The sequence below is a fragment of the Mycobacterium sp. IDUB_21 genome, assembly GCF_055419425.1.
This window is the reverse complement of the sequence record NZ_JBVAXQ010000005.1, coordinates 82,975-109,455: the sequence shown is the minus strand read 5'-3', so window position 1 is coordinate 109,455 and position 26,481 is coordinate 82,975. Positions and strand designations below refer to the sequence as shown.

Annotated in this window: 31 protein-coding genes and 1 tRNA gene; 7 read left to right on the top strand and 25 right to left on the bottom strand. The window is 68.2% G+C overall.

Annotated elements, in window-relative coordinates:
* Nucleotides 1–72: 72 nt before the first annotated feature.
* From tatA to ACZYY4_RS09590, 6 genes are read right to left on the bottom strand one after another with little or no spacing between them, the layout of a single operon-like run.
* Nucleotides 73–306 (bottom strand): Sec-independent protein translocase subunit TatA, encoded by a 234-nt coding sequence (tatA, locus tag ACZYY4_RS09615; RefSeq protein WP_463809757.1) that lies wholly within the window; start codon nt 304–306, stop codon nt 73–75.
* A gap of 39 nt (nt 307–345) precedes the next feature.
* Entirely contained in the window at nt 346–579 is a 234-nt protein-coding gene (locus tag ACZYY4_RS09610) for a DUF2510 domain-containing protein (protein WP_463809756.1), read from the bottom strand.
* Nucleotides 576–1,526, bottom strand: coding sequence for a helix-turn-helix transcriptional regulator (locus ACZYY4_RS09605; protein WP_463809755.1), 951 nt, complete (start codon nt 1,524–1,526; stop codon nt 576–578). Before ACZYY4_RS09605 ends, ACZYY4_RS09610 begins: the two co-directional genes overlap by 4 nt.
* The gene (locus ACZYY4_RS09600) at nt 1,523–2,518 is read right to left on the bottom strand and encodes a helix-turn-helix transcriptional regulator (RefSeq protein ID WP_463809754.1); all 996 of its coding nucleotides are present in this window, start codon (nt 2,516–2,518) and stop codon (nt 1,523–1,525) included. Before ACZYY4_RS09600 ends, ACZYY4_RS09605 begins: the two co-directional genes overlap by 4 nt.
* Before the next feature lie 18 nt (nt 2,519–2,536).
* Nucleotides 2,537–3,898 carry a Pup--protein ligase gene (gene pafA, locus ACZYY4_RS09595; RefSeq protein ID WP_463809753.1) on the bottom strand — a complete coding sequence of 454 codons (1,362 nt, stop codon included), beginning with the start codon at nt 3,896–3,898 and terminating at the stop codon, nt 2,537–2,539.
* 37 nt (nt 3,899–3,935) lie between these two features.
* Nucleotides 3,936–4,559 carry an ANTAR domain-containing response regulator gene (locus ACZYY4_RS09590; RefSeq protein WP_463809752.1) on the bottom strand — a complete coding sequence of 208 codons (624 nt, stop codon included), beginning with the start codon at nt 4,557–4,559 and terminating at the stop codon, nt 3,936–3,938.
* Between the two features lie 79 nt (nt 4,560–4,638).
* On the opposite strand from ACZYY4_RS09590, the gene ACZYY4_RS09585 reads away from it, so the two are divergent.
* Nucleotides 4,639–4,715: transfer RNA gene (locus ACZYY4_RS09585), tRNA-Leu, on the top strand.
* A gap of 136 nt (nt 4,716–4,851) precedes the next feature.
* Here ACZYY4_RS09585 and ACZYY4_RS09580 read toward each other — a convergent pair.
* Nucleotides 4,852–5,220, bottom strand: a complete 369-nt coding sequence (locus ACZYY4_RS09580; RefSeq protein WP_463809751.1) for a nuclear transport factor 2 family protein — start codon at nt 5,218–5,220, stop codon at nt 4,852–4,854.
* A 172-nt stretch (nt 5,221–5,392) separates the two neighbouring features.
* On the opposite strand from ACZYY4_RS09580, the gene ACZYY4_RS09575 reads away from it, so the two are divergent.
* Complete coding sequence (locus ACZYY4_RS09575; protein ID WP_463809750.1) at nt 5,393–6,208, top strand: helix-turn-helix domain-containing protein; 816 nt, start codon at nt 5,393–5,395, stop codon at nt 6,206–6,208.
* On the opposite strand, the gene ACZYY4_RS09570 is transcribed toward ACZYY4_RS09575, so the two are convergent.
* The gene (locus ACZYY4_RS09570) at nt 6,189–6,515 is read right to left on the bottom strand and encodes a YnfA family protein (protein ID WP_463809749.1); all 327 of its coding nucleotides are present in this window, start codon (nt 6,513–6,515) and stop codon (nt 6,189–6,191) included. The genes ACZYY4_RS09575 and ACZYY4_RS09570 overlap by 20 nt on opposite strands.
* Before the next feature lie 77 nt (nt 6,516–6,592).
* Here ACZYY4_RS09570 and ACZYY4_RS09565 point away from each other — a divergent pair, with 77 nt between their 5' ends.
* The 4 genes from ACZYY4_RS09565 to ACZYY4_RS09550 all read left to right on the top strand — a co-directional run bounded on the left by ACZYY4_RS09565 (nt 6,593) and on the right by ACZYY4_RS09550 (nt 10,484).
* The gene (locus tag ACZYY4_RS09565) at nt 6,593–7,903 is read left to right on the top strand and encodes an adenylate/guanylate cyclase domain-containing protein (RefSeq protein ID WP_463809748.1); all 1,311 of its coding nucleotides are present in this window, start codon (nt 6,593–6,595) and stop codon (nt 7,901–7,903) included.
* Between the two features lie 60 nt (nt 7,904–7,963).
* Nucleotides 7,964–9,214 (top strand): alpha/beta hydrolase fold domain-containing protein, encoded by a 1,251-nt coding sequence (locus ACZYY4_RS09560; protein WP_463809747.1) that lies wholly within the window; start codon nt 7,964–7,966, stop codon nt 9,212–9,214.
* A 23-nt stretch (nt 9,215–9,237) separates the two neighbouring features.
* On the top strand, nt 9,238–9,849 hold the full coding sequence (locus ACZYY4_RS09555; protein WP_463809746.1) for an HdeD family acid-resistance protein: 612 nt from the start codon (nt 9,238–9,240) through the stop codon (nt 9,847–9,849).
* A 101-nt stretch (nt 9,850–9,950) separates the two neighbouring features.
* Entirely contained in the window at nt 9,951–10,484 is a 534-nt protein-coding gene (locus tag ACZYY4_RS09550; RefSeq protein WP_463809745.1) for a DUF4190 domain-containing protein, read from the top strand.
* Nucleotides 10,485–10,502: 18 nt separating this feature from the next.
* Here ACZYY4_RS09550 and ACZYY4_RS09545 read toward each other — a convergent pair whose 3' ends face one another.
* From ACZYY4_RS09545 to ACZYY4_RS09505, 9 genes are all read right to left on the bottom strand, one after another.
* Nucleotides 10,503–11,381 (bottom strand): acyl-CoA thioesterase domain-containing protein, encoded by an 879-nt coding sequence (locus tag ACZYY4_RS09545; protein WP_463809744.1) that lies wholly within the window; start codon nt 11,379–11,381, stop codon nt 10,503–10,505.
* Nucleotides 11,381–12,799 (bottom strand): pyruvate kinase, encoded by a 1,419-nt coding sequence (gene pyk / locus ACZYY4_RS09540; RefSeq protein WP_463809743.1) that lies wholly within the window; start codon nt 12,797–12,799, stop codon nt 11,381–11,383. The genes ACZYY4_RS09545 and pyk overlap by 1 nt, the downstream gene beginning before the upstream one ends.
* A 90-nt stretch (nt 12,800–12,889) precedes the next feature.
* Nucleotides 12,890–13,285 (bottom strand): TM2 domain-containing protein, encoded by a 396-nt coding sequence (locus ACZYY4_RS09535; RefSeq protein WP_463809742.1) that lies wholly within the window; start codon nt 13,283–13,285, stop codon nt 12,890–12,892.
* Nucleotides 13,286–13,330: 45 nt separating this feature from the next.
* Entirely contained in the window at nt 13,331–14,746 is a 1,416-nt protein-coding gene (gene lgt, locus ACZYY4_RS09530) for a prolipoprotein diacylglyceryl transferase (RefSeq protein ID WP_463809741.1), read from the bottom strand.
* Complete coding sequence (gene trpA / locus ACZYY4_RS09525) at nt 14,743–15,549, bottom strand: tryptophan synthase subunit alpha (protein WP_463809740.1); 807 nt, start codon at nt 15,547–15,549, stop codon at nt 14,743–14,745. The genes lgt and trpA overlap by 4 nt, the downstream gene beginning before the upstream one ends.
* Nucleotides 15,546–16,814, bottom strand: coding sequence for a tryptophan synthase subunit beta (trpB, locus tag ACZYY4_RS09520; RefSeq protein ID WP_463809739.1), 1,269 nt, complete (start codon nt 16,812–16,814; stop codon nt 15,546–15,548). The genes trpA and trpB overlap by 4 nt, the downstream gene beginning before the upstream one ends.
* A complete protein-coding gene (trpC, locus tag ACZYY4_RS09515; RefSeq protein ID WP_463809738.1) occupies nt 16,815–17,633 on the bottom strand; it encodes an indole-3-glycerol phosphate synthase TrpC in 819 nt (272 codons plus the stop codon).
* A 69-nt stretch (nt 17,634–17,702) separates the two neighbouring features.
* Nucleotides 17,703–18,362 (bottom strand): TIGR02234 family membrane protein, encoded by a 660-nt coding sequence (locus ACZYY4_RS09510; protein ID WP_463809737.1) that lies wholly within the window; start codon nt 18,360–18,362, stop codon nt 17,703–17,705.
* Nucleotides 18,355–19,863 carry an anthranilate synthase component I gene (locus ACZYY4_RS09505; RefSeq protein WP_463809982.1) on the bottom strand — a complete coding sequence of 503 codons (1,509 nt, stop codon included), beginning with the start codon at nt 19,861–19,863 and terminating at the stop codon, nt 18,355–18,357. The genes ACZYY4_RS09510 and ACZYY4_RS09505 overlap by 8 nt, the downstream gene beginning before the upstream one ends.
* Nucleotides 19,864–19,946: 83 nt before the next feature.
* Here ACZYY4_RS09505 and ACZYY4_RS09500 point away from each other — a divergent pair, with 83 nt between their 5' ends.
* A complete protein-coding gene (locus ACZYY4_RS09500) occupies nt 19,947–20,411 on the top strand; it encodes a peroxiredoxin (protein WP_463809736.1) in 465 nt (154 codons plus the stop codon).
* A gap of 28 nt (nt 20,412–20,439) precedes the next feature.
* Here the strand turns inward: ACZYY4_RS09500 and ACZYY4_RS09495 are convergent, their stop codons facing one another.
* The 8 genes from ACZYY4_RS09495 to hisB form a co-directional block, all read right to left on the bottom strand.
* A complete protein-coding gene (locus tag ACZYY4_RS09495; RefSeq protein ID WP_463809735.1) occupies nt 20,440–21,492 on the bottom strand; it encodes a hypothetical protein in 1,053 nt (350 codons plus the stop codon).
* 169 nt (nt 21,493–21,661) lie between these two features.
* On the bottom strand, nt 21,662–22,387 hold the full coding sequence (locus tag ACZYY4_RS09490) for a M protein (RefSeq protein WP_463809734.1): 726 nt from the start codon (nt 22,385–22,387) through the stop codon (nt 21,662–21,664).
* Between the two features lie 93 nt (nt 22,388–22,480).
* Nucleotides 22,481–22,843, bottom strand: coding sequence for a phosphoribosyl-AMP cyclohydrolase (gene hisI, locus ACZYY4_RS09485; RefSeq protein WP_463809733.1), 363 nt, complete (start codon nt 22,841–22,843; stop codon nt 22,481–22,483).
* Entirely contained in the window at nt 22,840–23,643 is an 804-nt protein-coding gene (gene hisF / locus ACZYY4_RS09480; RefSeq protein WP_463809732.1) for an imidazole glycerol phosphate synthase subunit HisF, read from the bottom strand. The genes hisI and hisF overlap by 4 nt, the downstream gene beginning before the upstream one ends.
* Nucleotide 23,644: 1 nt before the next feature.
* Nucleotides 23,645–24,463, bottom strand: coding sequence for an inositol monophosphatase family protein (locus tag ACZYY4_RS09475; protein WP_463809731.1), 819 nt, complete (start codon nt 24,461–24,463; stop codon nt 23,645–23,647).
* 10 nt (nt 24,464–24,473) lie between these two features.
* Nucleotides 24,474–25,214 carry a bifunctional 1-(5-phosphoribosyl)-5-((5-phosphoribosylamino)methylideneamino)imidazole-4-carboxamide isomerase/phosphoribosylanthranilate isomerase PriA gene (priA, locus tag ACZYY4_RS09470; protein WP_463809981.1) on the bottom strand — a complete coding sequence of 247 codons (741 nt, stop codon included), beginning with the start codon at nt 25,212–25,214 and terminating at the stop codon, nt 24,474–24,476.
* A gap of 20 nt (nt 25,215–25,234) precedes the next feature.
* On the bottom strand, nt 25,235–25,840 hold the full coding sequence (hisH, locus tag ACZYY4_RS09465; protein ID WP_463809980.1) for an imidazole glycerol phosphate synthase subunit HisH: 606 nt from the start codon (nt 25,838–25,840) through the stop codon (nt 25,235–25,237).
* Nucleotides 25,841–25,860: 20 nt separating this feature from the next.
* Nucleotides 25,861–26,475 carry an imidazoleglycerol-phosphate dehydratase HisB gene (gene hisB, locus ACZYY4_RS09460; RefSeq protein ID WP_463809730.1) on the bottom strand — a complete coding sequence of 205 codons (615 nt, stop codon included), beginning with the start codon at nt 26,473–26,475 and terminating at the stop codon, nt 25,861–25,863.
* Nucleotides 26,476–26,481: the final 6 nt, after the last annotated feature.

Here is a 26,481-nt window from a genome sequence, read left to right as displayed (position 1 = left end):
ATCCAGCCGTCGCAGAGCTCCGAGCGTGGGCACAGTCGATGGATGCGTGGTCGCCGCGACGGCGAGGCCGGGCTACGCCGACTGACCGCCGCCCGCCGGCGGATCGACCCGCTCGGACTGGACGGTGGTAGGAGTGGCGGTCGAATCCGGCTTGCTGTCGCCCTGCAGTTCACGAACCTCGGATTTGAAAATGCGCAGTGACTTACCGAGCGAGCGCGCCGCGTCGGGCAGTCGCTTGGAACCGAACAGGACGACCACCGCGACCGCAAGGATCGTCAGGTGCCACGGTCCTAACGCATTGAACACTTTGGTTACCTCCAGACGTCGCCACGATGCTACCGCAGCTCAGGACCCCGGCGGTGCAGCCTGCGGCCGGGTGGCACCCGTCCAGCTTTGACCGTCGAAGTAGCGCAGCAGCTCCGGGTCGACGGGATCCGGGTACCAGTCCGGGACCGCTGCCGGTTGGCTCGCCGGCTTCGACTTGGCCTTGACCAGGAAAACGATGCCCGCCACGACCCCGACCGCCAGGACCAGAAAGACGATATCGGCCATCAGGGCTCCGGTGTTGTATGCGGTCACGGGCGAACTTTCTCATACACCGCCACCGCGGCCGCCGCGGCGTCACGCACCCGGGCCGCCAGCGATTCGGGCGCCACGACCTGCACCTCGTCTCCCATGCCCAGCAGCAGCCGGGTCAACCACTCGTCGGAGGCATAGGTCATCTCCGCCTCGCGCCAGCCGTCAGCCGACTCACCGAGCAGCCGCATCGGGTAGTACTCGAACGTCCACGCCGCCGACGGCGCCACCCGCACGGTGGCGACCGGCAGTGACGGGTCGGCGTCGAACAGCGAGGTGTCGGTCTCGGCCTGCCGCGCCGGTTCCGGTGGCGCCGACGGCTCGTCGAGCAGCTCGGCGTCGTCGATGCGGTCGAATCGGAACAGCCGCACTCCCCCGGATTCGCGGCACCAGGCCTCCAGGTAGCTGTGGTTGGCGATCAGCACCACCCGGATCGGGTCGACGACCCGGCGCGACGAGCTGTCGCGTGAGGCGGCGTAGTAGTCGATGGACAGCGCCCGGTGCCGGTGCACGCCGTCGCGGACGATCCCGGCGACCGGGTTGTCCTCGCCCGCGGATTCGGTCGCCCGGTGGGCGGCCTCGCCGGCGGCGTTCTCGATCTTGGCGATCGCGCTGCGGGCCGCGCGGGGGTCGACGATGCCGGGCATGTCGACCAGCGCCCGCAACGCCATCAGCATGGCGGTGGCCTCCGGCGAGGTCAGCCGGAACGGCCGATCCACCCCCGCGGACTCGTGGACGTCGAGGCGGTCCTCGTAGAACGTCACGTCGATCAGTTCGCCGGGCCCGTAGCCGGGCAGGCCACACATCACCAGCTGATGCAGATCGGCCTGCAGCTGAGTGAGGCTCACGCCGAGTTCGGCGGCGGCCTGCGTCTTGGTGATCCCGGGGCGAGCCTGCAGATACGGCACCATGTTCAACAGCCGGACCAGCCGCTTCGACAGATGGCTCACGCGGGCACCTCCCGGCCGGCGGCGGTCAGTCGGGCGACCACGTCGTCGCGCAGTGACGGCGGATCCAGTACGACCGCGTCGGCCCCGTGTCCGGCGATTTCGCGGGCCAGCCGATCGTGGGTGCCGATGTCGACACCGATGACGTCGCCGTCGCGGCCGGCCAGGCACCGGCGCTCCAAGACGGTGCCGGCCCGGCGCAGTGCCACGGCGCGGCCGTCGGCGACCCAGATGCGGGCCTGCAGACCGCTGGGGGCCTCGCCGACGGCGTCCGCGACGATCGAGCGCAGGTCAGCGCTGTCGGGGCGGGTGACAGCATCCGGTGGCCCGATCGATTTGACGTCATCGGCGATTCGCGACATCCGGAAGGTGCGTACCGCGTCGCGGTCGCGGTCATGGCCGACCAGGTACCAGCGGCCGCCGTGTGTGACCACACCCCACGGCTCGACGGTGCGGGTGACGTACGGTGCGACCGGCGACGGGCGGTGATCGAACTGCACGGCCTGTCCCGCCTGAACGGCATCCATCAGGGCACCCAGCGCCGGCTCGGCTCGATGGATGCCCGGAAGCGCCGCCGGAGGCGCCACCAGCACATCGGCTCGATCCGGGTCCACCTCGACGCCGGCGGCGTGCAGTTTGGCCACCGCGCCCTGGGCATTGGCCCGCAGCTCCGGCGACTGCCACAGCTGGACCGCCACGGCGACCGCGGCCGCCTCCTCGCTGGTGAGCTCGATCGCGGGCAGCGCGTAGACGTCGGGGTTGATGCGGTACCCCTCGATCGTGTCGAATCCCGAGGCCTTCCCGGTTTCGAGCGGAATGCCCAAATCGCGCAGCTCGTTCTTGTCGCGCTCGAACATCCGGGAGAACGCCTCGTCGCTGGGGCTGTCGCCGTAGCCGACCACGGTGGCGCGGATCTTCTCCGCGGTGAGATAACCGCGGCTGGACAGCAACGCGATAACAAGATTCAGAAGTCGTTCGACTTTGGCGGTCGCCATGAACACAGAGGATAAGCGCTACATGCTGGCGATGAGCCGCTTGACCCGCTCGTCGACCGACCGGAACGGATCCTTGCACAGCACGGTGCGCTGCGCTTGGTCGTTGAGCTTGAGGTGCACCCAGTCGACGGTGAAGTCACGGCCGGCCGCCTGTGCGGCACTGATGAATTCGCCGCGCAGCTTGGCGCGGGTGGTCTGCGGCGGGGTGTCAACCGCCTCGTCGACTTCCTCGTCGGTGGTGATGCGGGTGGCCAGCCCCTTGCGCTGCAGCAGGTCGAACACGCCGCGGCCACGCTTGATGTCGTGGTAGGCCAGATCCAGCTGGGCGATCTTCGGGTCCGACAGCTCCATGTCGTAGCGATCCTGGTAGCGCTGGAACAGTTTCCGCTTGATCACCCAGTCGATCTCGGTGTCCACCTTGGCGAAATCCTGGGTTTCCACCGCGTCGAGCTGACGACCCCACAGGTCGATGACCTGCTCGAGCTGCGGATTGCTGGCCGCCCGCGTCTGCACGTACTCCACGGCCCGCCCGTAATACTCGCGCTGGATGTCCAGTGCGCCGGCCTGACGGCCCCCGGCCAGACGCACCGGCCGTTTACCGGTGACATCGTGGCTGACCTCGCGGATCGCCCGGATGGGGTTGTCCAACGAGAAGTCGCGGAAGGGCACCCCCGCCTCGATCATCTCCAGCACCAGTGCCGCGCTGCCCACCTTGAGCAGTGTGGACGTCTCGGACATGTTGGAGTCGCCGACGATGACGTGCAGCCGCCGGTACTTCTCGGCGTCGGCGTGCGGTTCGTCGCGGGTGTTGATGATGGGACGCGAGCGGGTGGTCGCGCTCGAGACGCCCTCCCAGATGTGCTCGGCGCGCTGCGACAGGCAGAAGGTAGCGGCCTTCGGCGTCTGCAGCACCTTGCCGGCGCCGCAGATCAGCTGGCGGGTCACCAAAAACGGCAACAGCACATCGGAGATCCGGGAGAACTCCCCGGCGCGGACGATCAGGTAGTTCTCGTGGCAGCCGTAGGAGTTGCCGGCCGAGTCGGTGTTGTTCTTGAACAGGTAGATGTCGCCGCCGATTCCCTCATCGGCCAGCCGCTGCTCGGCGTCGATCAGCAGGTCTTCGAGCACCCGTTCGCCCGCCCGGTCGTGCGTGACCAGCTGGATCAGGTTGTCGCACTCCGCGGTGGCGTACTCGGGATGGCTTCCGACGTCCAGGTACAACCGAGCCCCGTTGCGCAGGAACACATTCGAGCTGCGGCCCCATGACACCACCCGGCGGAACAGGTACCGCGCCACCTCGTCGGGTGACAGGCGCCGATGACCGTGGAAGGTGCAGGTGACACCGAACTCGGTCTCGATGCCCATGATTCTGCGCTGCACGTCATCGAGCGTACTGGTTGAACAACCGCAACGGTGCTCAGGCCGGGGGGTTCGCCGCCGTGTCGAGGGTTTCCAACACAACCTCGGCCACCTGCCGCATGGTGGTCCGCTTGTCCATCGCCGCCCGCTGAATCCACTTGAACGCCTCCGGCTCGCTCAGCCCCTGTTTGGCCTGCAACAGGCCCTTGGCGCGCTCGACGAGCTTGCGGGTGTCGAGTTGCTCCGACAGGGTGCTGACTTCGCGTTCCAGCGCCTTGATCTCGTCGGACCGACTGACCGCCAACTCGATGGCGGGAACCAGGTCGCTGGCCGTGAACGGCTTGACCAGGTAGGCCATCGCCCCGGCGTCGCGGGCCCGCTCCACCAGTTCGCGCTGGCTGAATGCGGTGAGCATGACGATCGGCGCGATGCGTTTCGCGGCGATCTCGGCGGCGGCGTCGATGCCGTCGCGGCGCGGCATCTTCACGTCGATGATCACCAGGTCCGGGCGCAGAAGTTCGGCCAGTTCCACGGCCTCCTGGCCATCGCCGGCCTCGCCCACCACCTCGTAGCCCTCTTCTCGCAGCATTTCGGCGAGATCCAGCCGGATCAACGCCTCGTCCTCGGCGATCAGGACCCGGCGAGCCGGGCGCGGGGTGCTCTCGGACGTGGGCTCGGTCATCCCCCCATTCTGTCGCGCCTGCCGGCTGGGGCAACAGTGCGGGGCATCGTCTAGGGTGGAGAGCCGCGCGCAAGCGCTCGCCCTCGTATCCCAACTGGCAGAGGAAACGGATTCAAAACCCGTGCAGTGTGAGTTCGAATCTCACCGAGGGCACCACAGTCACCGGGGTTGTCGCCGACGGTGTTCGAGGCTGCGGACCTGTGCTTTTGAGAATGAGGCGATCTGCGCCGATGCGAGGCAGACCCGGTGTTTTCCGGGCCGGCCTCGCATCAGGTATTGACGGCGGAAAAGGTCAGGCGCCGGCGGGCACCTTGTCGAGAAACCCGAGCACGGTGTGGATCTGGCCGGCCGTGTCGGTGACGGCGACGTCGAACCCGATGATGGGTGCTTCCTGGCCGGCCGGACCAAGCTCCCAACTGAATCGTGCCTGGTCGTGGTGGCCGTCGACCGGGCCGGCCAGCCGGAACTCGAATCCGGGAAACTGGCCCTGCACCGCCCCGATGGTGGCGGCGATCGCCTCCCGGCCTTCGGCGGCGGCCATCGGGTCGATGTAGCGGGCGTCCTCGCTGTACAGCGCGTCCACCGCGGCCCGGCGAGCGTCAGCGTCGGTTTCGTTCCAGGCGTCGATGTAGCGCTGCGCCAGTGCGTCGAAGTTGGTCATGGGGTGCCCTTCTGGATTGGTGGCCGGCCGGTCCGGCCCCGCCGGTCCGATCTTTGCGAGCCGAGTTCTGCGGGTCGATTACCCGTCAGGTAATGCCGGTGGGCGCCGGATCGGGCGAACATGACCTCTGAGGTCATCGCCGCGCTCGACGTGTTGGTTCTACCGTGAACAGGTGAGTCCGACACCCGAGCCCGCCGGCACGCTGATCCGCCGGTGGCGCCAACGCCGCCGGCTGTCACAACTTGAGCTGGCCGGTATCGCCGGTACCTCGACGCGTCACCTGTCGTTCGTGGAGACCTGCCGGGCGACCCCGAGTCGGGAGATGGTGCTGCGGATAGCGGGTGCGCTGGACGTTTCATTGCGGGAGACCAACCAGATGCTGCTCGGCGCCGGCCTCGCGCCGGCCTATCCCGATGCCCGAGTCGATCGTGCTGCCCGCGCGGCGTTGCTCGACCTGCTCGACGGGGTCCTCGAGGGGCACCTGCCCAATCCGGCACTGGTCCTCGATGCCGAGTTCGACGTAGTTGCCACCAACTCGGCCCTCGACCGCCTGCTCGGTGCCCTCATCGATGCTGACCTGCTCGACCCGCCCATCAATGTCGTGCGGGTCACGCTGCACCCGCGCGGCCTCGCCCGCCACCTGGTCAACTTCGGGCCCTGGCGTGCGCACCTGCTCCGCCAGGTGCGTCAGCACGCGAGCGCCGCGCCGAGCCCGACGCTGGATGCGCTGCTCACCGAAGCCGAGACCTTCCCGCACCCCGAACACGCCGAGTCCGACGGCAGTACATTCGCACTCCCGATGCAGCTGCACGTCGGCGATCAGACGCTGCGGCTGTTCAGCACCGTCGCGACGTTCGGCACCCCGCTGGACGTCGCCGCCAGCGAACTCGCGATCGAGACCTTCCTGCCCGCCGACCCGGCAACCCGACAGTGGCTGGCCCAGCAGCACCAGGCCACGGTCACCTCGGTCAGCGCGGCGCGTACATGATCACGCCCACCCCGAGCAGGCAGATCAGCGCGCCGAGAACATCGGCACGGTCAGGCCGGAAACCGTCGAAGGCCATGCCCCACACGAGTGAGCCCGCGACGAATACCCCGCCGTATGCGGCCAGGATCCGGCCGAACTGGGCGTCGGGCTGCAGCGTCGCCACGAAGCCGTACAACCCCAGTGCGATCACCCCCGCTCCGGCCCACAGCAGTCCGCGATGCTCACGCACCCCCTGCCATACCAGCCAGGCGCCGCCGATCTCCGCGACGGCGGCCAGCACGAACAGCGCGACGGAACGCATCACCATGGCCGCTGACCCTAGCGGGACGGCTGCCACCAGATGAAACCGCCAACTGCGCAGCTCACAGGTTTAGGCTGTTGATTGTGACCGTCAAGCGGTTCCTCGCGGTGCCGACCGAGGCCCAGACCTCCTACCGGCACTCGCACTGCATGCCGGCCCGCACCCGGCACTACGCGGAGCGGCTGTCGCAGCGGCTGCGGATCTTGAAAGTCTCCGCCGGGCTGGCCGCGATAATCAGCGCCAGCTTCGGACTGCTCGAGATCTGGGCTGACCCCACCAACTGGTGGCTCGGCGCGCTCAATCTGGTCGCCGCCACCGCATTCATGCTGACCCCGTGGCTCTACCCTTACGGCGAGCTCATCGCACCGCTGACGTTCGTCGGCATCGCCTACCTGACGACCTTCGTGATCTGTTGGGTGGTCGGGACCGGATCGGGCATCCAGTTCTACTTTTTGGCCGCGGGATCGATCAGCGTGCTCATCCTCGGCGTGGACCGGATCAAGTTAGCCGCCCTCATGGCAGGCGTCGGCGTTGCGCTGACGATAGCCCTGCAGTTTCTGGTCCCCGCCTACAAACTGGACCAGCCGGCCTGGCTGCGCGACCTGTCTTTCGTGTTGGTGGTCGTCTCGGCCTGCTTCATGGTGGTGGCCACGGTCTGGTACGCGCTGCGCGAGATCGCCCAAGCCGAAGCGGCCATGGAGGCCGAGTACGAACGCTCCGAAGCCCTGCTGGCCAATATCTTGCCCACGGCTGTCGCCGACCGGCTCAAGGATCCGGTGGCGGACGTGATCGCCGACAGTTATCCGGATGCCTCGGTGCTGTTCGCCGATATCGCCGACTTCACCCGGCGGGCCAGCCAGACCGACCCGGGGCAGCTGGTCGAATTCCTCAACGAGCTCTATACCGGGCTGGACCGGCTCGTCGAGCGGCACGGGCTGGAGAAGATCAAGACCAGCGGTGACTCCTACATGGTGGTCAGCGGGGTTCCCGACCCGCGGCCGGACCACCTGCACGCGCTGGCGCGGCTGGCGCTCGACATCGCCGATACCGTCGCTGACCTGCGCGATCCGCTGGGGCGACCGGTGTCGCTGCGGATCGGCCTGGCTGCCGGGCCGGTGGTCGCCGGAGTGGTCGGAAACCGCCGGTTCTTCTACGACGTGTGGGGCGACGCGGTGAACCTCGCCTCCCGGATGGAGTCGACCGGGGCCCAGGACCGTATCCAGGTGCCGCAGGACGTTTACGACCGGCTGAGCAGCGATTTCGTGTTCGAAGAACGCGGCGACGTCGATGTCAAAGGCAAGGGCGTGATGCACACCTGGTTCCTGGTGGCTGCGCGCCCGCCGGATACCCACGGTCCGGCACCCCGGTCGCTGTCGGTCGCTCCTGCGCGCTGACCGGGTGACTCGACCGGCTTCGGTAAGGTGCCGGGTTGTCCCACAACGCAGAGGAGCGCAATGACGAGGCTTCTGGCTGTGTTCGGCTCGCTGGCCGGACTCGCCACCACCCTCAATGGCTATCGCCCGCTGACCAAGCACGGCTATCCGTCGCTGTATGCGTTCGCCTTCGGCCTGTTCGCCTCGGAGCTTCCGCTGCAACTCATCGCCGGGCAGTCCGCGACCTTGGCCGCGGTGTCGCGGTGGTTGTCACCACAGGCACGACGGTTCGGTTGGCTGGTTTCGGCGCTCTCGTGGGTGGGCCTGCTCGGGCTGCATCATCTCGGCCGCACCGCGAATCGGCCGCTGACCGCGGCACTGGATGCCGAACTCGGCACGGGCCGCCGTACCGACGGCCGTGACATCTGGAAGTCTCCGGGCCCGGACGGCGAAAGTGTGGCTAAAGCGCCCGGCCTGGTGCGCACGCTGCGGGCCTACCGTGATTACGCCACCGACGCCGACATCCCCTACGGCGAATACGGCAGCCGCAACACCCTCGACGTGTGGCGGCACCGTGACCTGCCTCGGGACGGCCGCGCTCCGGTCCTGCTGCAGATACCCGGCGGCGCCTGGATGGTGGGAAGCAAACGCGGCCAAGCACATCCGCTGATGAGTCACCTGGTGGAACGGGGTTGGGTGTGTGTTTCGATCAACTACCGGCTCAGCCCGCGTTCCACCTGGCCGGATCACATCGTCGACGTCAAGCGCGCCCTGGCCTGGACGAAGGCCCACATCGCCGACTACGGCGGTGACCCGGACTGGGTCGCGGTCACCGGCGGTTCGGCGGGCGGCCACCTGTGCGCGCTGACCGCGTTGACCGCCGGCGACCCCCGATTCCAGCCCGGTTTCGCCGACGCCGACACCAGCGTGCGCGCGGCGGTGCCGTTCTACGGCATCTACGACTTCACCGGCGACACCGACCTGCACCCGCTGCTGACTCCGGCGCTGCGTGCTTACGTGTTCAAGCAGAGCCGGCGTCGGTTCCCGGACACTTACCGTGCCGCGTCACCGGCGACCTACATCTGCGCTGACGCCCCACCTTTTTTCGTCCTGCACGGCCGTAACGATTCGCTGGTGCCGGTCGAGCAGGCCCGCGCCTTCACCGCACGACTGCGTGACGTCAGCGCAAACCCCGTCGTCTACGCAGAACTGCCGGTCGCCCAGCACGCCTTCGACATTTTCGGCTCGCCGCGGGCAGCGCACACGGCGATAGCCGTCGAGCAGTTCCTCGCCGAGGTCTACACCCGGCGGCATGCATCGAAGTCAGGCTGAAACCGTCCCCTCGGCCAAGGCAGATGTGCCAAACTCCGGGCATGGAAACGACCGCCGCTCCGAAACTGCTGCCGCATCTGTGGAAGTCGACGCTGGTCTCCGGTGTCCTGGCTCTGGCTCTAGGGGTGCTGATCCTGGTGTGGCCTGGCCGGACCATGCTGGCCGCCGCCGTGTTGTTCGGCATCTACCTGCTGATAACCGGTGTGGCGCAGACGATTTTCGCATTCAGTCTGCCTGTCATGAGCGCGGGCGGGCGGGTGTTGCTCTTCATCAGCGGGGCGGCCTCCCTGATCCTCGCCGTGCTGTGCTTCCGCCATTTCAACTCCGACGAGGAAGCCCTCGGGGTGCTGCTGCTGGCCATCTGGATAGCCGTCGGCTTCATCTTCCGCGGTGTGGCCACCGCCGTGGCGGGCATCAGCGACCCGGCCCTGCCGGGCCGCGGCTGGCAGATCTTCATGGGTTTGATCAGCCTGCTGGCCGGTCTGGTGACGTTGGCGGCGCCGTTCACCTCGTTGTGGATCCTGGTCCTGGTCGTCGGCAGCTGGCTGATCGTCATCGGCATCGCCGAGATCGTGACGGCCTTCAACATCCGGCGGGCCTCCCGCAAGATCGACACGGTGCTTTCGGCGCCCTAGCCCGTGTCCACCTGCTCCGGCACCCCGCCGATGCCGACGCGGGTACCCTGAGGCTTGACCCTGCTGACACCTGTCGAATGCCCTGATGTGGAGCCCGCGCCATGCCCGAGTCTCAACCGTCCTGGCCTCCGGCCGGCGGTGGCTATCCCCCGCCGGCGTATCCGTACCCGTATCCGGCACCTGGGAACTATCCGGGCTACCCACCGCCCGGCCAGGCCAGCGCCCCCAGGAACGGCGCGGGGATCGCGGCCCTGGTGGTTGCCATTGCGGGCATCGTGACCGCGCTGTCGGTCGTCGGCGGTGTGGTGCTCGGCATCGTCGCGGTGGTGCTGGGTTTCATCGGTCACGGCCGGGCCAAACGTGGTGAAGCAGATAACGGCGGCGTCGCGATCGCCGGCATTGTGCTCGGTGCGCTGGCGGTGGTCGCAGGAATCGGCTGCATCTTCGTCTACGTCGGCATCTGGCGGACGGCCGGCGGCGGCGACTACGTGGACTGCATGACGAAGGCGGGTTCGGACGCCGGCGCGCAGGAGCAGTGCACCGAGCGCTTCCGTGAGCATTTCGAGAACAAGTTCGGTACCGCCGAAGCCCCATCGGTGCAGGAGTCCTCGGACTCGGCGCTGATGCCCGCCTAGCAGGTCTGCGCCATCGGCCTAGCGTTTGACGCTGGGGAAGTACTTCAGGACGCCCTCCTGGGTAACGGTGGCGACCAGCTGCCCGGATCGGTCGAAGAAGTGCCCGGTGCCCAACCCGCGGGAGTCCGTCGCCACCGGTGACGATGTCGAGTACAGCACCCAGTCGTCGAAGCGCACGGGCCGGTGAAACCACAGGGTGTGGTTGGCGCTCGCCGCGAAGATCCGGTCGTAGCCCCACGACAGCCCATGGGTGGTGATGATCGAATCCAGCACCGTGGTGTCCGACGAGTAGACCATCAGCGCGGTGTGCAGCACCGGATCCTCGGGCAACACGCCGTCGGCTTTCATCCAGACCCGGTTGTGACCGAGCCGCTCTCCCTTGTCGCGCATCACCCAGGCCGGATCATTGGTGTACCGCCACTCGATCGGGTGCGGCGCCTTGACGAAGTTGGGCACCACCTCCTCGTAGCCCCGCAATAGCTCCCGGACCCTGGGCAGCGCCTCCGGATCGGCGACTGCGGGCGCTTCGGCGCTGTGCTCGAGCCCGCGACCACCCAAGAGGTAGGAGACCATCGCGGTGGCGACCAGGGTGTCACCCTGCACCGCGTCGACCCGCCGGTTGGCGAATCGGCGCTCGTCGCGCAGCCGGTGCACCCGGAACTCGATGTCGCAGCTCGGGTCCCCGCCGTTGATGAAGTGGACCGACAGCGCGCCGGGCGGCAGGTGCTCGGCCACGGTGCGGCTGGCGGCAACGAACAATTGCGCCATCAGCTGTCCGCCGAAGGTGCGCACCGGGGTCTTGCTGGGATGCGATCCGACGAACACGTCCGCTTCGGTGGCCTTGAGGTCCAGTACGGCCAGTAGCTCCTCGAAGTCGGTGTTCGGCTCGGCCGGCACTAGACGTCGTCCTCCCCGATCCGATGCACGTGGATCAGGTTGGTCGAGCCCACCGTGCCCGGCGGGGCGCCCGCGACGATGACCACCAGGTCACCACGCTGGTAGCGGCCGAGTTCCAGCATGGCTTTGTCTACCTGGCGGATCATCCCGTCGGTCGACTGCATCTGCGGGACGATGAATGTTTCAGTGCCCCAGGTCATCGCGAGTTGACTGCGCACCTCGGGCAGCGCGGTGAAGGCCAACAACGGCAACGGGGTGTGCAGCCGGGCGAGCCGGCGCACGGTGTCGCCCGACTGGGTGAATGCCACCAGCGCCTTGGCGTCGAGGCGTTCACCGATCTCGCGGGCCGCATAGGAGATCACCCCGCGCTTGGTGCGCGGAACATGCGTCAAAGGTGGTGCCGCAGTGGAATTCTCCTCAACAGCGCACACGATCCTGCTCATCGTCCGCACCGCCTCCAGGGCGTACTTGCCCACTGCGGTCTCTCCGGACAGCATCACCGCGTCGGCGCCGTCGAGCACCGCATTGGCCACATCGGACGCTTCGGCCCGGGTGGGCCGGAAGTTCTCGATCATCGACTCCAGCATCTGAGTCGCGACGATCACCGGCCGGGCATTCTCCCGCGCCACCTGAATGGCGCGCTTCTGCACCAGCGGCACCTCTTCGAGGGCCAACTCCACCCCGAGGTCACCGCGGGCGACCATCACCGCGTCGAACGCCAGCACCACGGCCTCGAGGTTGTCGATCGCTTCGGGCTTCTCCAGCTTGGCGATCACCGGGACCCGGCGACCGACCCGGTCCATCACCTCGTGCACCAACTCCACATCCGACGGCGAGCGCACGAACGACAGTGCGACTATGTCGACACCGAGGGTCAGCGCGAATTCCAAGTCGGCGATGTCCTTTTCGGACAGCGCCGGCGCGGAGACTTTCATACCGGGCAGTGACATGCCCTTGTGATTGCTGACCGGGCCGCCCTCGGTGACCGTGCACACCACGTCGTCGCCGTCGATGTGCTCCACCACGAGCCCGACCTTGCCGTCGTCGACCAGAACGCGGTCACCGGGCGCGGCGTCGGCGGCCAACTGCTTGTAGGTGGTGGACACCCGGTCATGGTCACCGGGGCAGTCGGCGGTGGTGATCCGCACGGTCTCGCCGTTCGCCCAATAGGTGGGGCCGTCGGCGAAACGCCCCAGTCGGATCTTGGGCCCCTGCAGATCGGCGAGCACGCCGACCGCACGCCCGGTCGAGTCCGAGGCGCTGCGCACCCACTCGTAGGAGGCTTGGTGGTCTTCGTGATCGCCGTGGCTGAAGTTCAGTCTGGCCACGTCCATGCCCGCATCGACCAACGCCCTGACCATCTCCGCGGAGTGGGTCGCCGGACCGAGAGTGCAGACGATCTTGCCGCGTCTATTCACGAGGCCAGCATAGTCTGACGGGCTGAGCCGCCCTCCTCAGGAACGGTTGGCGCCAACGGAAAACCGGGCGGCGCCCGGCCGTCTGGTGAGTCAGATCACCTCGCGCAGCGGCCGGCCCTGCCTGTCGCGCACCCGGCCGGTGAGTATCAGAATCGCCTCGACGATGCCCCAGATGATCGGAACGGCGATACCGATCCCCCACGTCGCCACGGTGGCCAGCAGACAGGTCAACAACTGCGCGATCCCCAAGCCTGTTTGGCCGAGGTAAATACGTCCGAACCCCAGGAATCCGAACAGGCCGATCAGTTGTAGCAGAGCCGCGATGACTTTCGACTTGTCCGAGAACGGCTGTCCGGTCACCGGATGGCGGCCATAGGGTGCCGACGTATCGGGGTAGCCCGGATACGGGGGCGGATAGCCCGGCGGCTGCGGGTTGGGCTGCCAGCTACCCTGTGGCCCTTCCGGTGGCCACGACGAATCGGTCATATCTGCAGCATGCCAGAAAAGCCGACGATGCCGGTCGGACTGATATCAGCGCTGCTCAGCGTCGTCGGGGGCGTCGTCTTCGGGTTCGGTGTCGGGGTCGGATTCGTCTTCGGATTCGCCCTCGGATTCGTCGTCCGCTTCGGCGGTCTCGTCGGCTTCGCCCTCGGGCTCGGGCTGGGTATCGTCGTCGACTTCCGGTGCAGGCCCGGCGTCTTCGGCGCTGTCCTCGTCGTCTTCGGCGCTGTCCTCGTCGACTTCGACGTTGTCCTCGTCGTCTTCGGCGCTGTCCTCGTCTTCTTCAGCGTGGCCGTCGGTGTCCTCGTCGGCTTCGTCCTCGGACTCGTCGGCTTCGATGTCGTCGGTCTCTGCGGTGTCGTCGCTGTCGTCTTCGGCGTCGTCTTCGACATCGGCGACATCGCTGTCAGCCGCGTCATCAGCGGACTCGGTTTCGCCTTCGTCCGTAAGCCTTTTCGGTATCCGCACCACCGAACCGACGCCGTTTGCGGCGGCGACCGCTACCAACTCCTGCTCTGCTGCGCCTTCCGGTTCCGGCTCGGCGGCAGTGGCCTGGTCGTCGGCACCCGACGGCTCCCAGGCACGACGGATGGCTTCCGGATCCTCGCGGCCCTTATTTGCGAGCAGGATGTAAACCACCGCGCCGATGAACACGAACGTCGACGTGAACGAGTTGACCCGGATCCCGGCGATGTGGGTGGCCGCGTCATCCCGCAGCAGTTCGATGCCGAATCGCCCGATGCAATAGCCGGCGACGTAGAGCGCGAACAGCCGTCCGTGGCCCATCCGGAACCGCCGGTCGGCGTAGACCAACACGGCGAACACGACCAGGTTCCAGAGCAATTCGTACAGGAACGTCGGCTGGACGATTTTGTACAGTTCGCCGGTCGACACCCCGTCGAGCAGGTGTGGATCGCGCACACCGGCGGCGTCCTCCCGCCAGAAGATCTCCAGGCCCCACGGCAGTGTTGTCTCCCGGCCGTAGAGCTCCTGGTTGAAGTAGTTGCCGATACGCCCGATCGCCTGCGCCAGCACGATGCCGGGCGCGACGGCGTCGCCGAAGGCGGGCAACGGGATCCCGCGACGACGGCAACCGATCCATGCGCCGACCCCGCCGAGTGCCACCGCACCCCAGATCCCGAGTCCCCCGTCCCAGATCCGTGGCGTCGCCTCCCATCCCGCGCCGCCCTCACCGAAATAGGTCCGCCAGTCCGTCATCAGGTGGTACAGCCGCCCACCGATCAACCCGAACGGCACGGCCCACAACGCGATGTCGTAGATGACCCCCGGCTCACCGCCGCGGGCCCGCCACCGCCGGTCACCGACCAGCAGGGCGACGACGATGCCGATGATGATGCACAGCGCATACGCCCGGATCGGGACCGGGCCGAGATGCCAGACACCGCGCGCGGGGCTGGGAAAGTAGGTGAGCCAGTTCAATGTCATGTCTGTGAAATCCTTTGACGTACACCAGACGCCAGTTCCTCGCTCAGGGCCCGTAACCCGGCCAGCCCGTCAGCAAGTGCGGTGACCAGTGCCGAACCGACGATGACGCCGTCGGTGTAGGCGCCGATCTCGGCGGCCTGCTCGCGCGACCGCACGCCAAGTCCCACGCCGACCGGAATGTCGGAGACCTCCCGCACCCTGCGCACCAGTTCCGGCGCCGCGTTCGACACCGAGTTGCGGGCGCCGGTGACACCCATCGTCGAAGCGGCGTAGAGGAATCCGCTCGACGCACGTGCGGTCTCGGCCAGTCGCTGCGGTGTTGACGACGGCGCCACCAGGAAGATCCGGTCCAGCGCATGCTGTTCGGAAGCCGCCAGCCACTCGTCCGCCTCGTCGACGATCAGGTCGGGTGTGATCAGCCCCAGGCCACCGGCGGAAGCCAGATCGCGGGCGAATGCGTCGACCCCATAGCGCAGCACCGGATTCCAGTAAGTCATGACCACCGCGCGACCACCGGCCTTGGTGATGGCCTCGACCGCGGTCAAGGTGTCGCGCACCCGGACACCGCCCTGCAGGGCCGTCTCGGTGGCCCGCGCGATGGTCGGGCCGTCCATTCCCGGATCGGAGTACGGGACGCCGACTTCGACGAGGTCGCAACCCGATTCGACCAGGGCGGTCATCGCCGCGATAGAGCCCGGCACGTCCGGGTAGCCGGTCGGCAGGTATCCGATCAGCGCGGCGCGGTCCTCGTCCCGGCACACAGCGAACATCGAGGCCAGCCGGTCGCCGGCGTGACCACTCATGCCGGGTCGCTTTCGCCGTCCAGCAGACCGAACCACTTGGCCGCGGTCTCGACGTCCTTGTCACCGCGACCGGACACGTTCACCACGACGACCTTGCCCGGGCCCAGTTCGGCGGCCAACTTGAGCGCACCGGCCACCGCGTGCGCTGACTCGATCGCCGGAATGATTCCCTCAGTGCGGCAGAGTATTCCGAATGCCTCCATCGCCTCGGCGTCGGTGATCGGCTGGTAGGTGGCCCGTCCGGTCTCGCGTAGCCAGGCGTGCTCCGGACCGACGCCCGGGTAGTCCAGCCCCGCCGAGATCGAGTGCGATTCGATCGTCTGGCCGTCGTCGTCCTGCAGCAGGTAGGAGAACGAGCCCTGAAACGCCCCCGGGGATCCACCGGCGAAGGTCGCGGCATGCCGGCCGGTGGCCACGCCGTCGCCGCCGGCTTCGTATCCGACCAGCCGTACCCCCGGGTCGTCGAGGAACGCGTGGAAGATGCCGATGGCGTTCGACCCCCCGCCCACGCAGGCCACCACGGCGTCGGGCAGCCGCCCCGCCATCTGCTGGATCTGCGTGCGTGCCTCCAGGCCCACAACCCGCTGGAAGTCCCGCACCATGGTCGGAAACGGGTGCGGCCCGGCCGCGGTGCCGAAACAGTAGTAGGTGCGATCTGCGTTGGTCACCCAGTCCCGGAACGCCTCGTTGATGGCGTCCTTCAAGGTCTGCGAGCCCGTTTCCACCGAGACCACCTGCGCGCCCAGCAACCGCATCCGGGCCACGTTGAGCGCCTGGCGGCGGGTGTCGACGGCGCCCATGTAGACCACGCACTCCAGGCCCAGCAGGGCGCAAGCGGTGGCGGTGGCCACCCCGTGCTGGCCGGCACCGGTCTCGGCGATCACCCGGGTCTTGCCCATCTTTCGTGCCAGCAACGCCTGGCCGAGGACATTGTTGATCTTGTGCGAGCCGGTGTGGTTCAGATCCTCCCGCTTCAGGAAGATGCGTGCGCCGCCGGCGTGGGCGGCGAGTCGCTGCGCCTCATACAGCGGCGATGGCCGGCCGGTGTAGTGGGTTTGCAGGTCATCGAGGGTGTTGAGGAATTCGCGGTCATTGCGCACCTTGTCGTAGGCGGCGGTGACCTCCTCGATGACCGCCATCAACGCCTCGGCGACATACCGGCCGCCGTAGACCCCGAAGTGCCCGCGGGCATCGGGGTCGTGCCCGCTCGGTTCGGCAACTCCGGCGCTGGCACGCGGAAGATTCGGGTGCGCGGTATCCGACATTTAGCGAGCTGGCTTCGGGCAGGACGGATGCTTACCCGCACTGACCAAATCGGCTACGGCCGCCCGCGGGTCGCCACTGGTGACCAGTCCCTCACCGACCAGAACGGCGTCCGCACCGGCACCGGCGTAGGCCAGCAGGTCCGCGGTGCCGCGCACGCCGGACTCGGCGATCTTGACCACCTCGGTGGGCAGGCCCGGCGCGATCCGCGCGAAGCAGTCCCGGTCGACCTCCAGGGTGGTCAGGTCGCGGGCGTTGACCCCGATCACCTTCGCACCCGCGGTCAGGGCCCGGTCGGCTTCTTCCTCGGTGTGCACCTCGACCAGGGCGGTCATCCCGAGCGACTCGGTGCGGTCCAGCATCGACACCAGGGCTTGCTGTTCGAGCGCTGCGACGATCAGCAACAGCATGTCCGCGCCATGGGCGCGGGCTTCGTGAATCTGGTAGGGCCGCACGATGAAGTCCTTGCGCAGCACCGGAACCGACACCGCGGCACGCACCGCGTCCAAGTCGGCCAGCGAGCCGTTGAACCGGCGCTGTTCGGTCAGCACACTGATCGCGCGGGCACCGCCGTCGGCGTAGGCGCGGGCGAGCTCGGCCGGGTCGGCGATGGCGGCCAATTGGCCCTTCGACGGGCTGGCGCGCTTGACCTCGGCGATGACTGCGATGCCAGGCTCTCGCAGTGCCGCCAGGACGTCCCGCGGCGCGGGCATGGCCTCAGCTGCCGCCTTGACTTGCGCCAGGCTGACGACGGCCTCCCGGGCGGCAACGTCGGCGCAGACTCCCTCGATGATGGAGTCGAGCACGGTTGCCGAACTCATGTCTGCCGGTTCCTCTCCCGCTTGTCGAAGGCCTTCATCGAAGGGTAACCACCGTCACCGCCCGGGGTGTCACCGGCCCTCGGCGTCCGGGCCGGGCGGCGGTTCGGTCGGGTCGCATCCCTCGTCGAGCGCGTCCCACATCATTCGTTCCGACATCTCCGGGTCACCCGGAACGGCTGGAAGGGCGGTATTGAGACCCCGGGTAGCCTCCCGACGCACCGCCGGCGCCGCGTATTTCGCGTTGTCGGTCGCGTCATGCGAGGCCGCCCGCATCAGTAATGCCGCCGCGGCCATCACGCACAGCGCGGCCACCAGGCTCACAACGGCACCGGTGAGCCGACGATCGGCCCCCAGCAGCGAGGTCACCGGGACTTCGGCGATGTCGAGCGCCCGGACCGCGATGTCGCGGACCACCCACATGCTCACGGCGAGATATCCGCCCGCCAGGCTCACCACGGCCATCAACACGGCCAGCGCCCGCAGCTTCCAGCCCCGCACCGCCACCGCGGCGACGGCAGCGGCCAGGCACAACAGCGCCAGCGGCACCAGCGCCGTCGACCACGCCGCGCCGGTGACCGTGACCTGCCTGGGCTGCCCCAGCCCGTCGAACGAACGGATCAGCACCCACGGCAGCCGGGATGCGCCCCACAGCCCGCCGGCGGCTACGACCAGCAGCAGTTGGGCCACCCGCAGCGCTGCGTTGCCGCGCCGGGCCGGAGGGTCAGTCATCGGTCCCGGGCGCCGTCAGCGTTTCGGCGGCGGCGATCGCGGCCAGCACCGCGCGGGCCTTGTTCGAAGCCTCGGTGTACTCGTAGGGGCCGTTGGAGTCGGCTACCACCCCGCCGCCGGCCTGTACGTAGGCGGTGCCGCCGGCCAGCAGGGCGGTGCGGATCGCGATCGCGAAGTCGGCGTTGCCGGCGAAGTCCAGATAGCCGACGACGCCGCCGTACAGGCCGCGCCGGGTCTTCTCGACCTCCTCGATCAACTCCATCGCGCGCACCTTGGGCGCCCCGGACAGCGTGCCGGCCGGGAAACAGGCGGTCACCGCATCCAGCGCGGTGCGATCCTCGGCGAGCGTTCCGGTGACCGTGGACACCAGGTGCATGACGTGGCTGTAGCGCTCGATGTGGCTGTAATCGGCCACCCGCACGGTGCCGGGAACGCAGACCCGGCCCAGATCGTTGCGGCCGAGGTCGACCAGCATCAGATGCTCGGCGCGCTCCTTGTCGTCGTTCAACAGGTCCTTCTCCAGGAGCTGGTCTTCCTCCTCGGTCGCACCCCGCCAGCGCGTTCCGGCGATCGGGTGGGTGGTCGCGCGGCCGTCCTGGACCGTCACCAGCGCCTCGGGGCTCGACCCCACGATCGAAAACGCAAGTCCCCCATCGTCGTCAGGCACCTGCAGCAGATACATGTACGGGCTCGGATTGGACACCCGCAGCATCCGGTAGACGTCAATGGGGTCCGCCGGGGTCGCCATCTCGAAACGCTGGGACGGCACCACCTGAAACGCCTCGCCGGCCTCGATCTCGCCGACCAGCCGCTCGACGATCGCCCCGTACTCCTCCGGGGTGCGCTGCCCTCGATAGACCGGCTCTGGCCGGTCGAACGTGGCGACGCTGGACTCCAGCGGCTGGCTCAGTGCCGCGGTCATCACGTCGAGCCGGGCGATCGCGTCGTCGTAGGCCTCGTCAACCCGCTCGTCGGTACCGTTCCAGTTGACTGCGTTGGCGATCAGGGTGATGGTGCCCTCGTGGTGGTCGACCGCGGCCATGTCGGTGGCCAGCAGCAGCAGCATGTCCGGTAACTGCAGGTCGTCGACCGCCAGCTCGGGCAGTCGCTCCAGCCGGCGCACCATGTCGTAGGCGAAAAAACCCACCAGGCCGCTCGACAGCGGCGGCAGCCCGGGCATGACCGCCGTTTCCAGCAGGGCCAGCGTCTCGCGCAGGGCCTGCAGCGGGTCCCCGCCGGTCGGGGCATCCTGCGGCGCCGCCCCCAGCCACACCGCTTGGCCGTCGCGCACCGTCAGCGCCGATGACGTCCCGGCGCCGATGAACGACCACCGCGACCACGACCGCCCGTTCTCGGCGGACTCCAGCAGGAAGGTGCCGGGTCGGTTGGCGGCGAGCTTGCGGTACGCCGACAGCGGCGTCTCGGCGTCGGCCAGCACCTTGCAGGTCACCGGGACCACCCGGTGCTCGGCGGCCAGCGCCCGGAAGTCCGCCCGGGACATGATGCCGGCTCGGGAAGTGCCAGTGGTTTGCACCGGCCCATCTTCCCAGACCCACTTGTGGGCTCAGGAGTAGCCTGGCGGCCATGAAAACTGGCGACACGGTGGCAGACTTCGAGCTCCCCGACCAGGCCGGGGCGCCGCGCAAACTCAGCGCCCTGCTGGCCGACGGGCCGGTGGTGTTGTTCTTCTACCCGGCGGCGATGACGCCCGGGTGCACGAAGGAGGCCTGCCACTTCCGCGATCTGGCCGGCGAGTTCACTGCCGTCGGTGCCCAGCGCGTCGGGATCAGCGCCGATCCGGTCGCCAAACAGGCCAAGTTCGCCGACCAGCAGGGTTTTGATTACCCGCTGCTGTCTGACACCGACGGCACGGTGGCCACGCAGTTCGGCGTCAAACGCGGCCTACTGGGCAAACTGATGCCGGTTAAGCGGACCACGTTCGTCATCGACACCGATCGCACCGTGCTCGGCGTGATCGCCAGCGAGTTTTCGATGGACACCCACGCCGACAAGGCGCTGGAGCTGCTGCGGGCGCGTTCCTCGGCCTAACACCACTGCCGGCCCCGGTGATCGGTGCCTAGCCGGCGTCCTGTTCGTCGTCCTGGTCGGCTTCGGCTGGTTCTTCCGCGGCCGCGGCCACCGGGGCGTCCCCGACGAGCTTGCGACTGTCGCCGACGGCGGTGTCGATCCAGTTGCGGATCTCGTTGAGGTGGGTGACGATCCCCGAACGCTCCCGTACCAATAGATCCACTTCGGCCTGGGTCCGCTCGGTGACCGATTTGGCCTCGCGTTTGGTGCTGGCGATGAGCGTGGACGCCTCCAGGCGGGCTTCCTTGTCGAGCTTGGCGATGGTCTCCTCGGCCTGCTCCCAGGCCGCCTGCATCTTCTGGTCCAGACGCCGCTGCGCCTCCCGGCGGTTGCGCTCGTCCTCCTCCCAGGCCAGCTTGATCTGCTCGTCCAGGGATTCCTGCGCCGCCCGCCGGTTGCGCTCGTCCTCCTCGGCGAGGCGCTGATAGACCTCGCGGCGGCTGCGTTCGGCGTCCTCGATCTCCTGTGCGATCCGGCTGCGCTCCTCATGCCCGATTCGGAGGATCTCTTCGGCTTCGGCCGTCGCGGCTTCGAGGATCTTGGCCCGGCGCGCGTTGGTGGAGGTCTGAAACTCAGCCAGCGCCTCACTGGCGGCGGCCCGGTCATGGCTGGCCGCTTCCAATTGTTCGCGGAGTTCCTCGGTGAGCGCCTCCGCGTCTTGGCGGGCCAATTCCTTGGTGCGGCGCGCTTCCTCGGAGGCGATACGCATCATCCGGGCGATGCGATCCGACATGCCCTCCACGGAGTCGACCGGACCGGTCACCTGCTCGAACTGGGATTGCAGCTGGGCCAGTTCGGCGGTCAGACGCTGACGTTCGGCATCGGCTTCCGCGGTCATCCGCACGATGTCGTTCTGCAGTCGCGTCACCTCGGCGGTGAGTTGTTCACGATCAAATCGCGTCTGGGCCTTGACCGCGTCGAGGGATTTGGCGCGATCCTGCAGGATTTCGATTTCATGATGGAGGCGCGCGATGTAGTCGGAAACCTCATTGCGATCGAAACCGCGCATCTGCGTTTCGAATTCCGGAATCTCTAGCGCCACCGGCTTACTCCTAGCACCTGAAACGTTGGGTCATCGGTTCGACAGGCAACCAGCGCTCGACCGAGTTGGCTTGTGCGCGAGGCCAAATGGCTCACTCAAGTCGCCGTGCGACGGAGCGTACCAGACACCGGTAAGTGTGTCACCGGTCGCATTGTGGCCCAACAGACGGTCAGCGCGGACGATTTTCGCGAAACCAGGACTCTTTGGCCGGGGGCAGGGATTCACGTTTAACGTGACCCGTCGAACGCTGTATCTGGTCGACGATTTTCGCGCGCGCTTCCATGAGCTCGGTCAACCGATGCTGGGCGTCCGCCACGTGAGTGTTGATCGCCTTGTTCATTTCGGTCAATATCTCCGAGGCGTGGTTCTCGGCTTCCTTCATGATATCGGCGGCGCTCATGACGGCCTGCCTGCGCAGTTGCGCGGCATGAACCCGCAGTTGCTTGTGCTGGGTCTCCAGCTCGGCACGCAGCTCGGCCGCCTCCCGGCGCTGCGCCTCGGCATCGTCGAGGATCGCCGCGGCCTCGTTCTGGGTGGCGCCGCGCAGCTCATCGGCGAAGCGCTGTGCCTCCGCGCGGATGTCGTCGGCTTCCGCCATGGCGCCGTTGAGGATTCCGGCGAGCCGGTCACTGAGATCCTCGATGTCACCGGGGATCGCCGACGCCAACTCGTTGAAACGTGCGGACGTCGATTCCAGATTCGCCTGCGACTTGCTCAGCTGGTTGGTCAGCGCGATGATCCGCGAACCGGCGCGCGGAAGGTGCGCCTCGGTGTCACTGACCGTGCCCTGGGCATAGTGGGAGTCGATTTCCAGGGAAACCCGCTCCAACTCGAAACCCGCCGGACCGTCGGTGTGGTCCAACGGATACGAGTCGTCCGGTTCGTCGGAGTTCACAGTCGGCCAGCATACCGCCCGGCCGGTGTCGGAGGTTCAGCGAAGCTCGACGGAGGAGAGGTGAAGCTGGGACCGCCGCACGAACCCGGCGGATCAGTCGTCGGGAGCCAGCAAGACGTCGGCGTCAAAGCAGCTGTGGTCCCCGGTGTGACAGGCTCCCCCGCGCTGATCGACCTCCAGCAGCACCGTGTCGCCGTCGCAGTCCAACCGCACCGAGTGCACGTACTGGGTGTGCCCGGACGTCGCGCCTTTGACCCACTGCTGGGCCCGGGACCGCGAAAAATACGTCGCCTCACGGGTTGCCAGGGTGCGCGCCAGGGCGTCGTCGTCCATCCAGGCGACCATCAGCACGTCGCCGCTGCCCCGCTCCTGCGCCACCGCTGCGATCAAGCCCTCGGCATTGCGCTTGAGCCGGGATGCGATCGCCGGATCGAGTCCCGTCTTCGGTTCACTCATCTCACGGTGATCCCTTCGGCCGCCATCGCCGCTTTGACCTGGCCGATGGTCAGTTCCCGGAAATGAAACACGCTCGCCGCCAGCACCGCATCGGCACCCGCGGCGACCGCGGGGGCGAAATGTTCCGTCGCGCCGGCTCCCCCGCTGGCGATCACCGGAACGCTCACCGCCGCGCGAACCGCGCGCAACATCGGCAGGTCGAATCCGGCCTTGGTGCCGTCGGCGTCCATCGAGTTCAGCAGGATCTCCCCGACGCCGAGTTCGACACCGCGGACCGCCCACTCGACCGCGTCGATACCGGTGCCCTGCCGACCGCCGTGGGTGGTCACTTCCCACCCGGACGGGGTGGGCTTGGGTCCGATAGGCCCACTGGGCCCGATAGGCACTGTGCGGGCGTCGACCGACAGCACGATGCACTGGGAGCCGAATTGGCGAGCCAGTTCGGCCAACAGTTCCGGACGGGCGATCGCGGCGGTGTTCACCGACACCTTGTCCGCGCCGGCCCGCAGCAGGACGTCGACGTCGGCGACAGTGCGTACCCCGCCACCGACGGTGAGCGGGATGAAGACCTGATCGGCGGTGCGCGCGACCACCTCGAGCATGGTCGCCCGGCCCGATGACGAGGCCGTGACGTCGAGAAAGGTCAGTTCGTCGGCGCCCTCGGCGTCGTAGGCGGCGGCGAGTTCGACCGGATCGCCGGCATCGCGCAGGTTCGCGAAGTTGACTCCCTTGACGACGCGGCCGCCGTCGACGTCCAGACACGGGATGACCCGTACCGCCACGTCGCTACCCTGGTCCATCTCAGTAGTCCTCCGGTGCGCCGACCGCGGTCAGGATGTCGAGGATCTCGGTGTGCACCCCCGGCGCGCCGGCCAGTGCCGAGCGCGAGTGCGCAGTCCAGGGCGCCCCGGTCAGGTCCGTGACGATCCCGCCGGCCGCGCGCACCAGTGCGACACCGGCGGCGTGGTCCCAGATGTGGTCGCCGAAACTGATGGCACCGCCGAGGATTCCGTCGGCGACGTAGACCAGGTCGATCCCGGTGGCGCCGTGCATCCTGGGCCGCGAGGTCACTCGACTCAAGCCCTCCAACACTGCGAGCCGGTAGCGGCCCGGGAAACGCCCGCGCCACTCGACGTTGAACGTGCCGATGCCGACCAAAGACTGGGCGAGATCGGCCGCCGGTCCCAGCTCCGGCCGCGCCGCCCCGTTGCGGAGCAGCGGGCCGCCGGCCACGGCGGTGTAGCGCTGGTCGGTGAACGGCAGCCAGGTCAGCCCGGCCACCGGTTCACCATCATGGAGCAGGCCCAACAGGATCGCCGCCATCGGGGACCCGGCGGCGTAGTTGAACGTCCCGTCGATCGGATCCAGCACCCACACCAGGCCCGAGTCGATCGGTGGGCCACCGAACTCTTCGCCGTGCACCCCGATACCGGTGGCAGACACCAGATCGTCGGTGATCTGGCGCTCCAGGGCCAGGTCGACTTCGGTGGCGAAGTCGTTGCTGCCCTTGCGGACTGCCGAACCGGCGCGGTGTCCGTCGAGGAAGGGCTGCGCCGCGACATCGAGGATCTTCGACGCCTCGGCGACCAGGGCGCTCAGATCCGCGGTGTCCAACGCCATGCCGGGACCCCTAGCCTTGCACCGCGGTCAGGGCCTGCGGCAGGGTGAACCGCCCCGCGTAGAGGGCTTTTCCGACGATCGCGCCCTCGACCCCGCGGTCCACCAGGGTGGCGATGGCCCGCAGATCATCGAGGCTGGACACTCCGCCGGAGGCGATCACCGGCGCGTCGGTGCGGTCGGCTACCTCACCGAGCAGCTCCAGGTTGGGCCCGCCCAGGGTGCCGTCCTTGCTCACGTCGGTGACGACGTAGCGCGAACATCCTTCGCGGTCAAGACGTTCCAGCACCGGCCACAGCTCACCGCCGTCGGTCTCCCAGCCGCGTCCCCGCAGTCGATAGGAGCCGGCCGGACCGCTGTTGTCGAGCTGCACGTCCAAGCCGACGGCGATCCGGTCGCCGTGGTCGGCGATCGCGCGGGCGCACCACTGCGGGTTCTCCAGGGCCGCGGTGCCCAGGTTCACCCGGGTGCAGCCGGTGGCCAGCGCCGCCGCCAGCGACGCGTCGTCGCGGATACCGCCGGACAATTCGACCTTCACGTCAAGGCGGCCAACCACATCGGCGAGCAGCTCGCGGTTCGAGCCGCGGCCGAAGGCGGCATCCAGATCGACCAGGTGAATCCATTCGGCGCCGTCACGCTGCCAGCCCAGCGCGGCATCCAGCGCCGAACCGTACTCGGTCTCGCTGCCGGCCTTGCCCTGCACCAGCCGCACCGCGCGCCCGTCGACCACGTCGACGGCGGGCAACAGAACCAACGCGTTGTTGACAGACGTACTCACAGTGCCTCCACCCAGTTGCTCAGCAGTCTCGCCCCGGCATCCCCACTCTTTTCGGGGTGAAACTGGGTGGCGGCCAACGGCCCGTCCTCGACAGCCGCCAGGAACGGTACCTGATGGGTCGCCCGGGTCACCAAAGCCTCGGGACGGCCCTCCCACCGCTGCGCGGCATAGGAGTGCACGAAGTAGAACCTGGTGTCGGCGTCCAACCCGGCGAACAGCGTGCTGCCGGGTGCGGCGTCGACGACGTTCCAGCCCATGTGCGGGATCACCGGGGCGTCCAGTCGGGTGACCGCACCCGGCCATTGGCCGCAGCCGGCAGTCTCGACGCCGAACTCCACGCCGCGGGCGAACAGGATCTGCATCCCGACGCACACCCCCAGCACCGGACGCCCGGCCTGCACTCGTTCGGCGATGATCTTCTCTCCGTGCACCTTGCGCAGCCCGGCCATGCACGCCGCGAAGGCTCCGACGCCCGGGACCACCAGGCCGTCGGCGGCTGCCGCGGCATCGGCGTCGGCGGTCACCTCGACCGCCGCACCGGCCCGCTGCAGGGCGCGCTGGGCTGAGCGCAGGTTGCCGGAGCCGTAGTCCAGGACCACCACCCTGGGCTGGGCGGATCTGGTCACAGGGTGCCTTTGGTGGACGGCACGCCGGTCACCCGGGGGTCGGGCTCGACCGCCTGTCGCAGCGCCCGGGCCACCGCCTTGTACTGCGCCTCGGTGATGTGGTGCGGGTCGCGCCCGTAGAGCACCCGCACGTGCAGCGCGATACGGGCGTTCGACGCCAGCGTCTCGAACACATGCCGGTTGATGACGGTGTGGTACGGGGTCTGTGATCCAGCGATCGTGGTGTGCACCAAGTGATCCGGTTCGCCGGTGTGCACACAGTAGGGGCGCCCGGACACGTCGACGGCGGCGTGCGCCAGCGTTTCGTCCATCGGGATGAAGGCATCGCCGAACCGGCGGATGCCCAACTTGTCACCCAGCGCCTCGCCCAGGGCCCGCCCGAGCACGATCGCGGTGTCCTCCACGGTGTGGTGCGCTTCGATCTCGACGTCGCCCTTGGCGCGAACCGTCAGGTCGAAGCTGGCGTGAGTGCCCAGCGCGGTCAGCATGTGGTCGTAGAACGGCACCCCGGTGTCGATGTCGACGATCCCGGTGCCGTCCAGGTCGAGTTCGACAACGATGTCGGATTCGCGGGTCTTGCGCTCTACGCGGGCGCGACGGTGCTCGGTCACTGGACT

What these genes read in the sequence shown, in the direction of transcription:
- ACZYY4_RS09600 (WP_463809754.1), bottom strand. Translation starts at nt 2,518, where the DNA reads ATGGCGACCGCCAAAGTCGAACGACTTCTGAATCTTGTTATCGCGTTG.
- ACZYY4_RS09590 (WP_463809752.1), bottom strand. Translation starts at nt 4,559, where the DNA reads ATGACCGAGCCCACGTCCGAGAGCACCCCGCGCCCGGCTCGCCGGGTC.
- ACZYY4_RS09580 (WP_463809751.1), bottom strand. Translation starts at nt 5,220, where the DNA reads ATGACCAACTTCGACGCACTGGCGCAGCGCTACATCGACGCCTGGAAC.
- ACZYY4_RS09570 (WP_463809749.1), bottom strand. Translation starts at nt 6,515, where the DNA reads ATGGTGATGCGTTCCGTCGCGCTGTTCGTGCTGGCCGCCGTCGCGGAG.
- ACZYY4_RS09560 (WP_463809747.1), top strand. Translation starts at nt 7,964, where the DNA reads ATGACGAGGCTTCTGGCTGTGTTCGGCTCGCTGGCCGGACTCGCCACC.
- ACZYY4_RS09555 (WP_463809746.1), top strand. Translation starts at nt 9,238, where the DNA reads ATGTGCCAAACTCCGGGCATGGAAACGACCGCCGCTCCGAAACTGCTG.
- ACZYY4_RS09550 (WP_463809745.1), top strand. Translation starts at nt 9,951, where the DNA reads ATGCCCGAGTCTCAACCGTCCTGGCCTCCGGCCGGCGGTGGCTATCCC.
- ACZYY4_RS09535 (WP_463809742.1), bottom strand. Translation starts at nt 13,285, where the DNA reads ATGACCGATTCGTCGTGGCCACCGGAAGGGCCACAGGGTAGCTGGCAG.
- lgt (WP_463809741.1), bottom strand. Translation starts at nt 14,746, where the DNA reads ATGACATTGAACTGGCTCACCTACTTTCCCAGCCCCGCGCGCGGTGTC.
- trpA (WP_463809740.1), bottom strand. Translation starts at nt 15,549, where the DNA reads ATGAGTGGTCACGCCGGCGACCGGCTGGCCTCGATGTTCGCTGTGTGC.
- trpB (WP_463809739.1), bottom strand. Translation starts at nt 16,814, where the DNA reads ATGTCGGATACCGCGCACCCGAATCTTCCGCGTGCCAGCGCCGGAGTT.
- trpC (WP_463809738.1), bottom strand. Translation starts at nt 17,633, where the DNA reads ATGAGTTCGGCAACCGTGCTCGACTCCATCATCGAGGGAGTCTGCGCC.
- ACZYY4_RS09510 (WP_463809737.1), bottom strand. Translation starts at nt 18,362, where the DNA reads ATGACTGACCCTCCGGCCCGGCGCGGCAACGCAGCGCTGCGGGTGGCC.
- ACZYY4_RS09505 (WP_463809982.1), bottom strand. Translation starts at nt 19,863, where the DNA reads ATGTCCCGGGCGGACTTCCGGGCGCTGGCCGCCGAGCACCGGGTGGTC.
- ACZYY4_RS09500 (WP_463809736.1), top strand. Translation starts at nt 19,947, where the DNA reads ATGAAAACTGGCGACACGGTGGCAGACTTCGAGCTCCCCGACCAGGCC.
- hisI (WP_463809733.1), bottom strand. Translation starts at nt 22,843, where the DNA reads ATGAGTGAACCGAAGACGGGACTCGATCCGGCGATCGCATCCCGGCTC.
- hisF (WP_463809732.1), bottom strand. Translation starts at nt 23,643, where the DNA reads ATGGACCAGGGTAGCGACGTGGCGGTACGGGTCATCCCGTGTCTGGAC.
- ACZYY4_RS09475 (WP_463809731.1), bottom strand. Translation starts at nt 24,463, where the DNA reads ATGGCGTTGGACACCGCGGATCTGAGCGCCCTGGTCGCCGAGGCGTCG.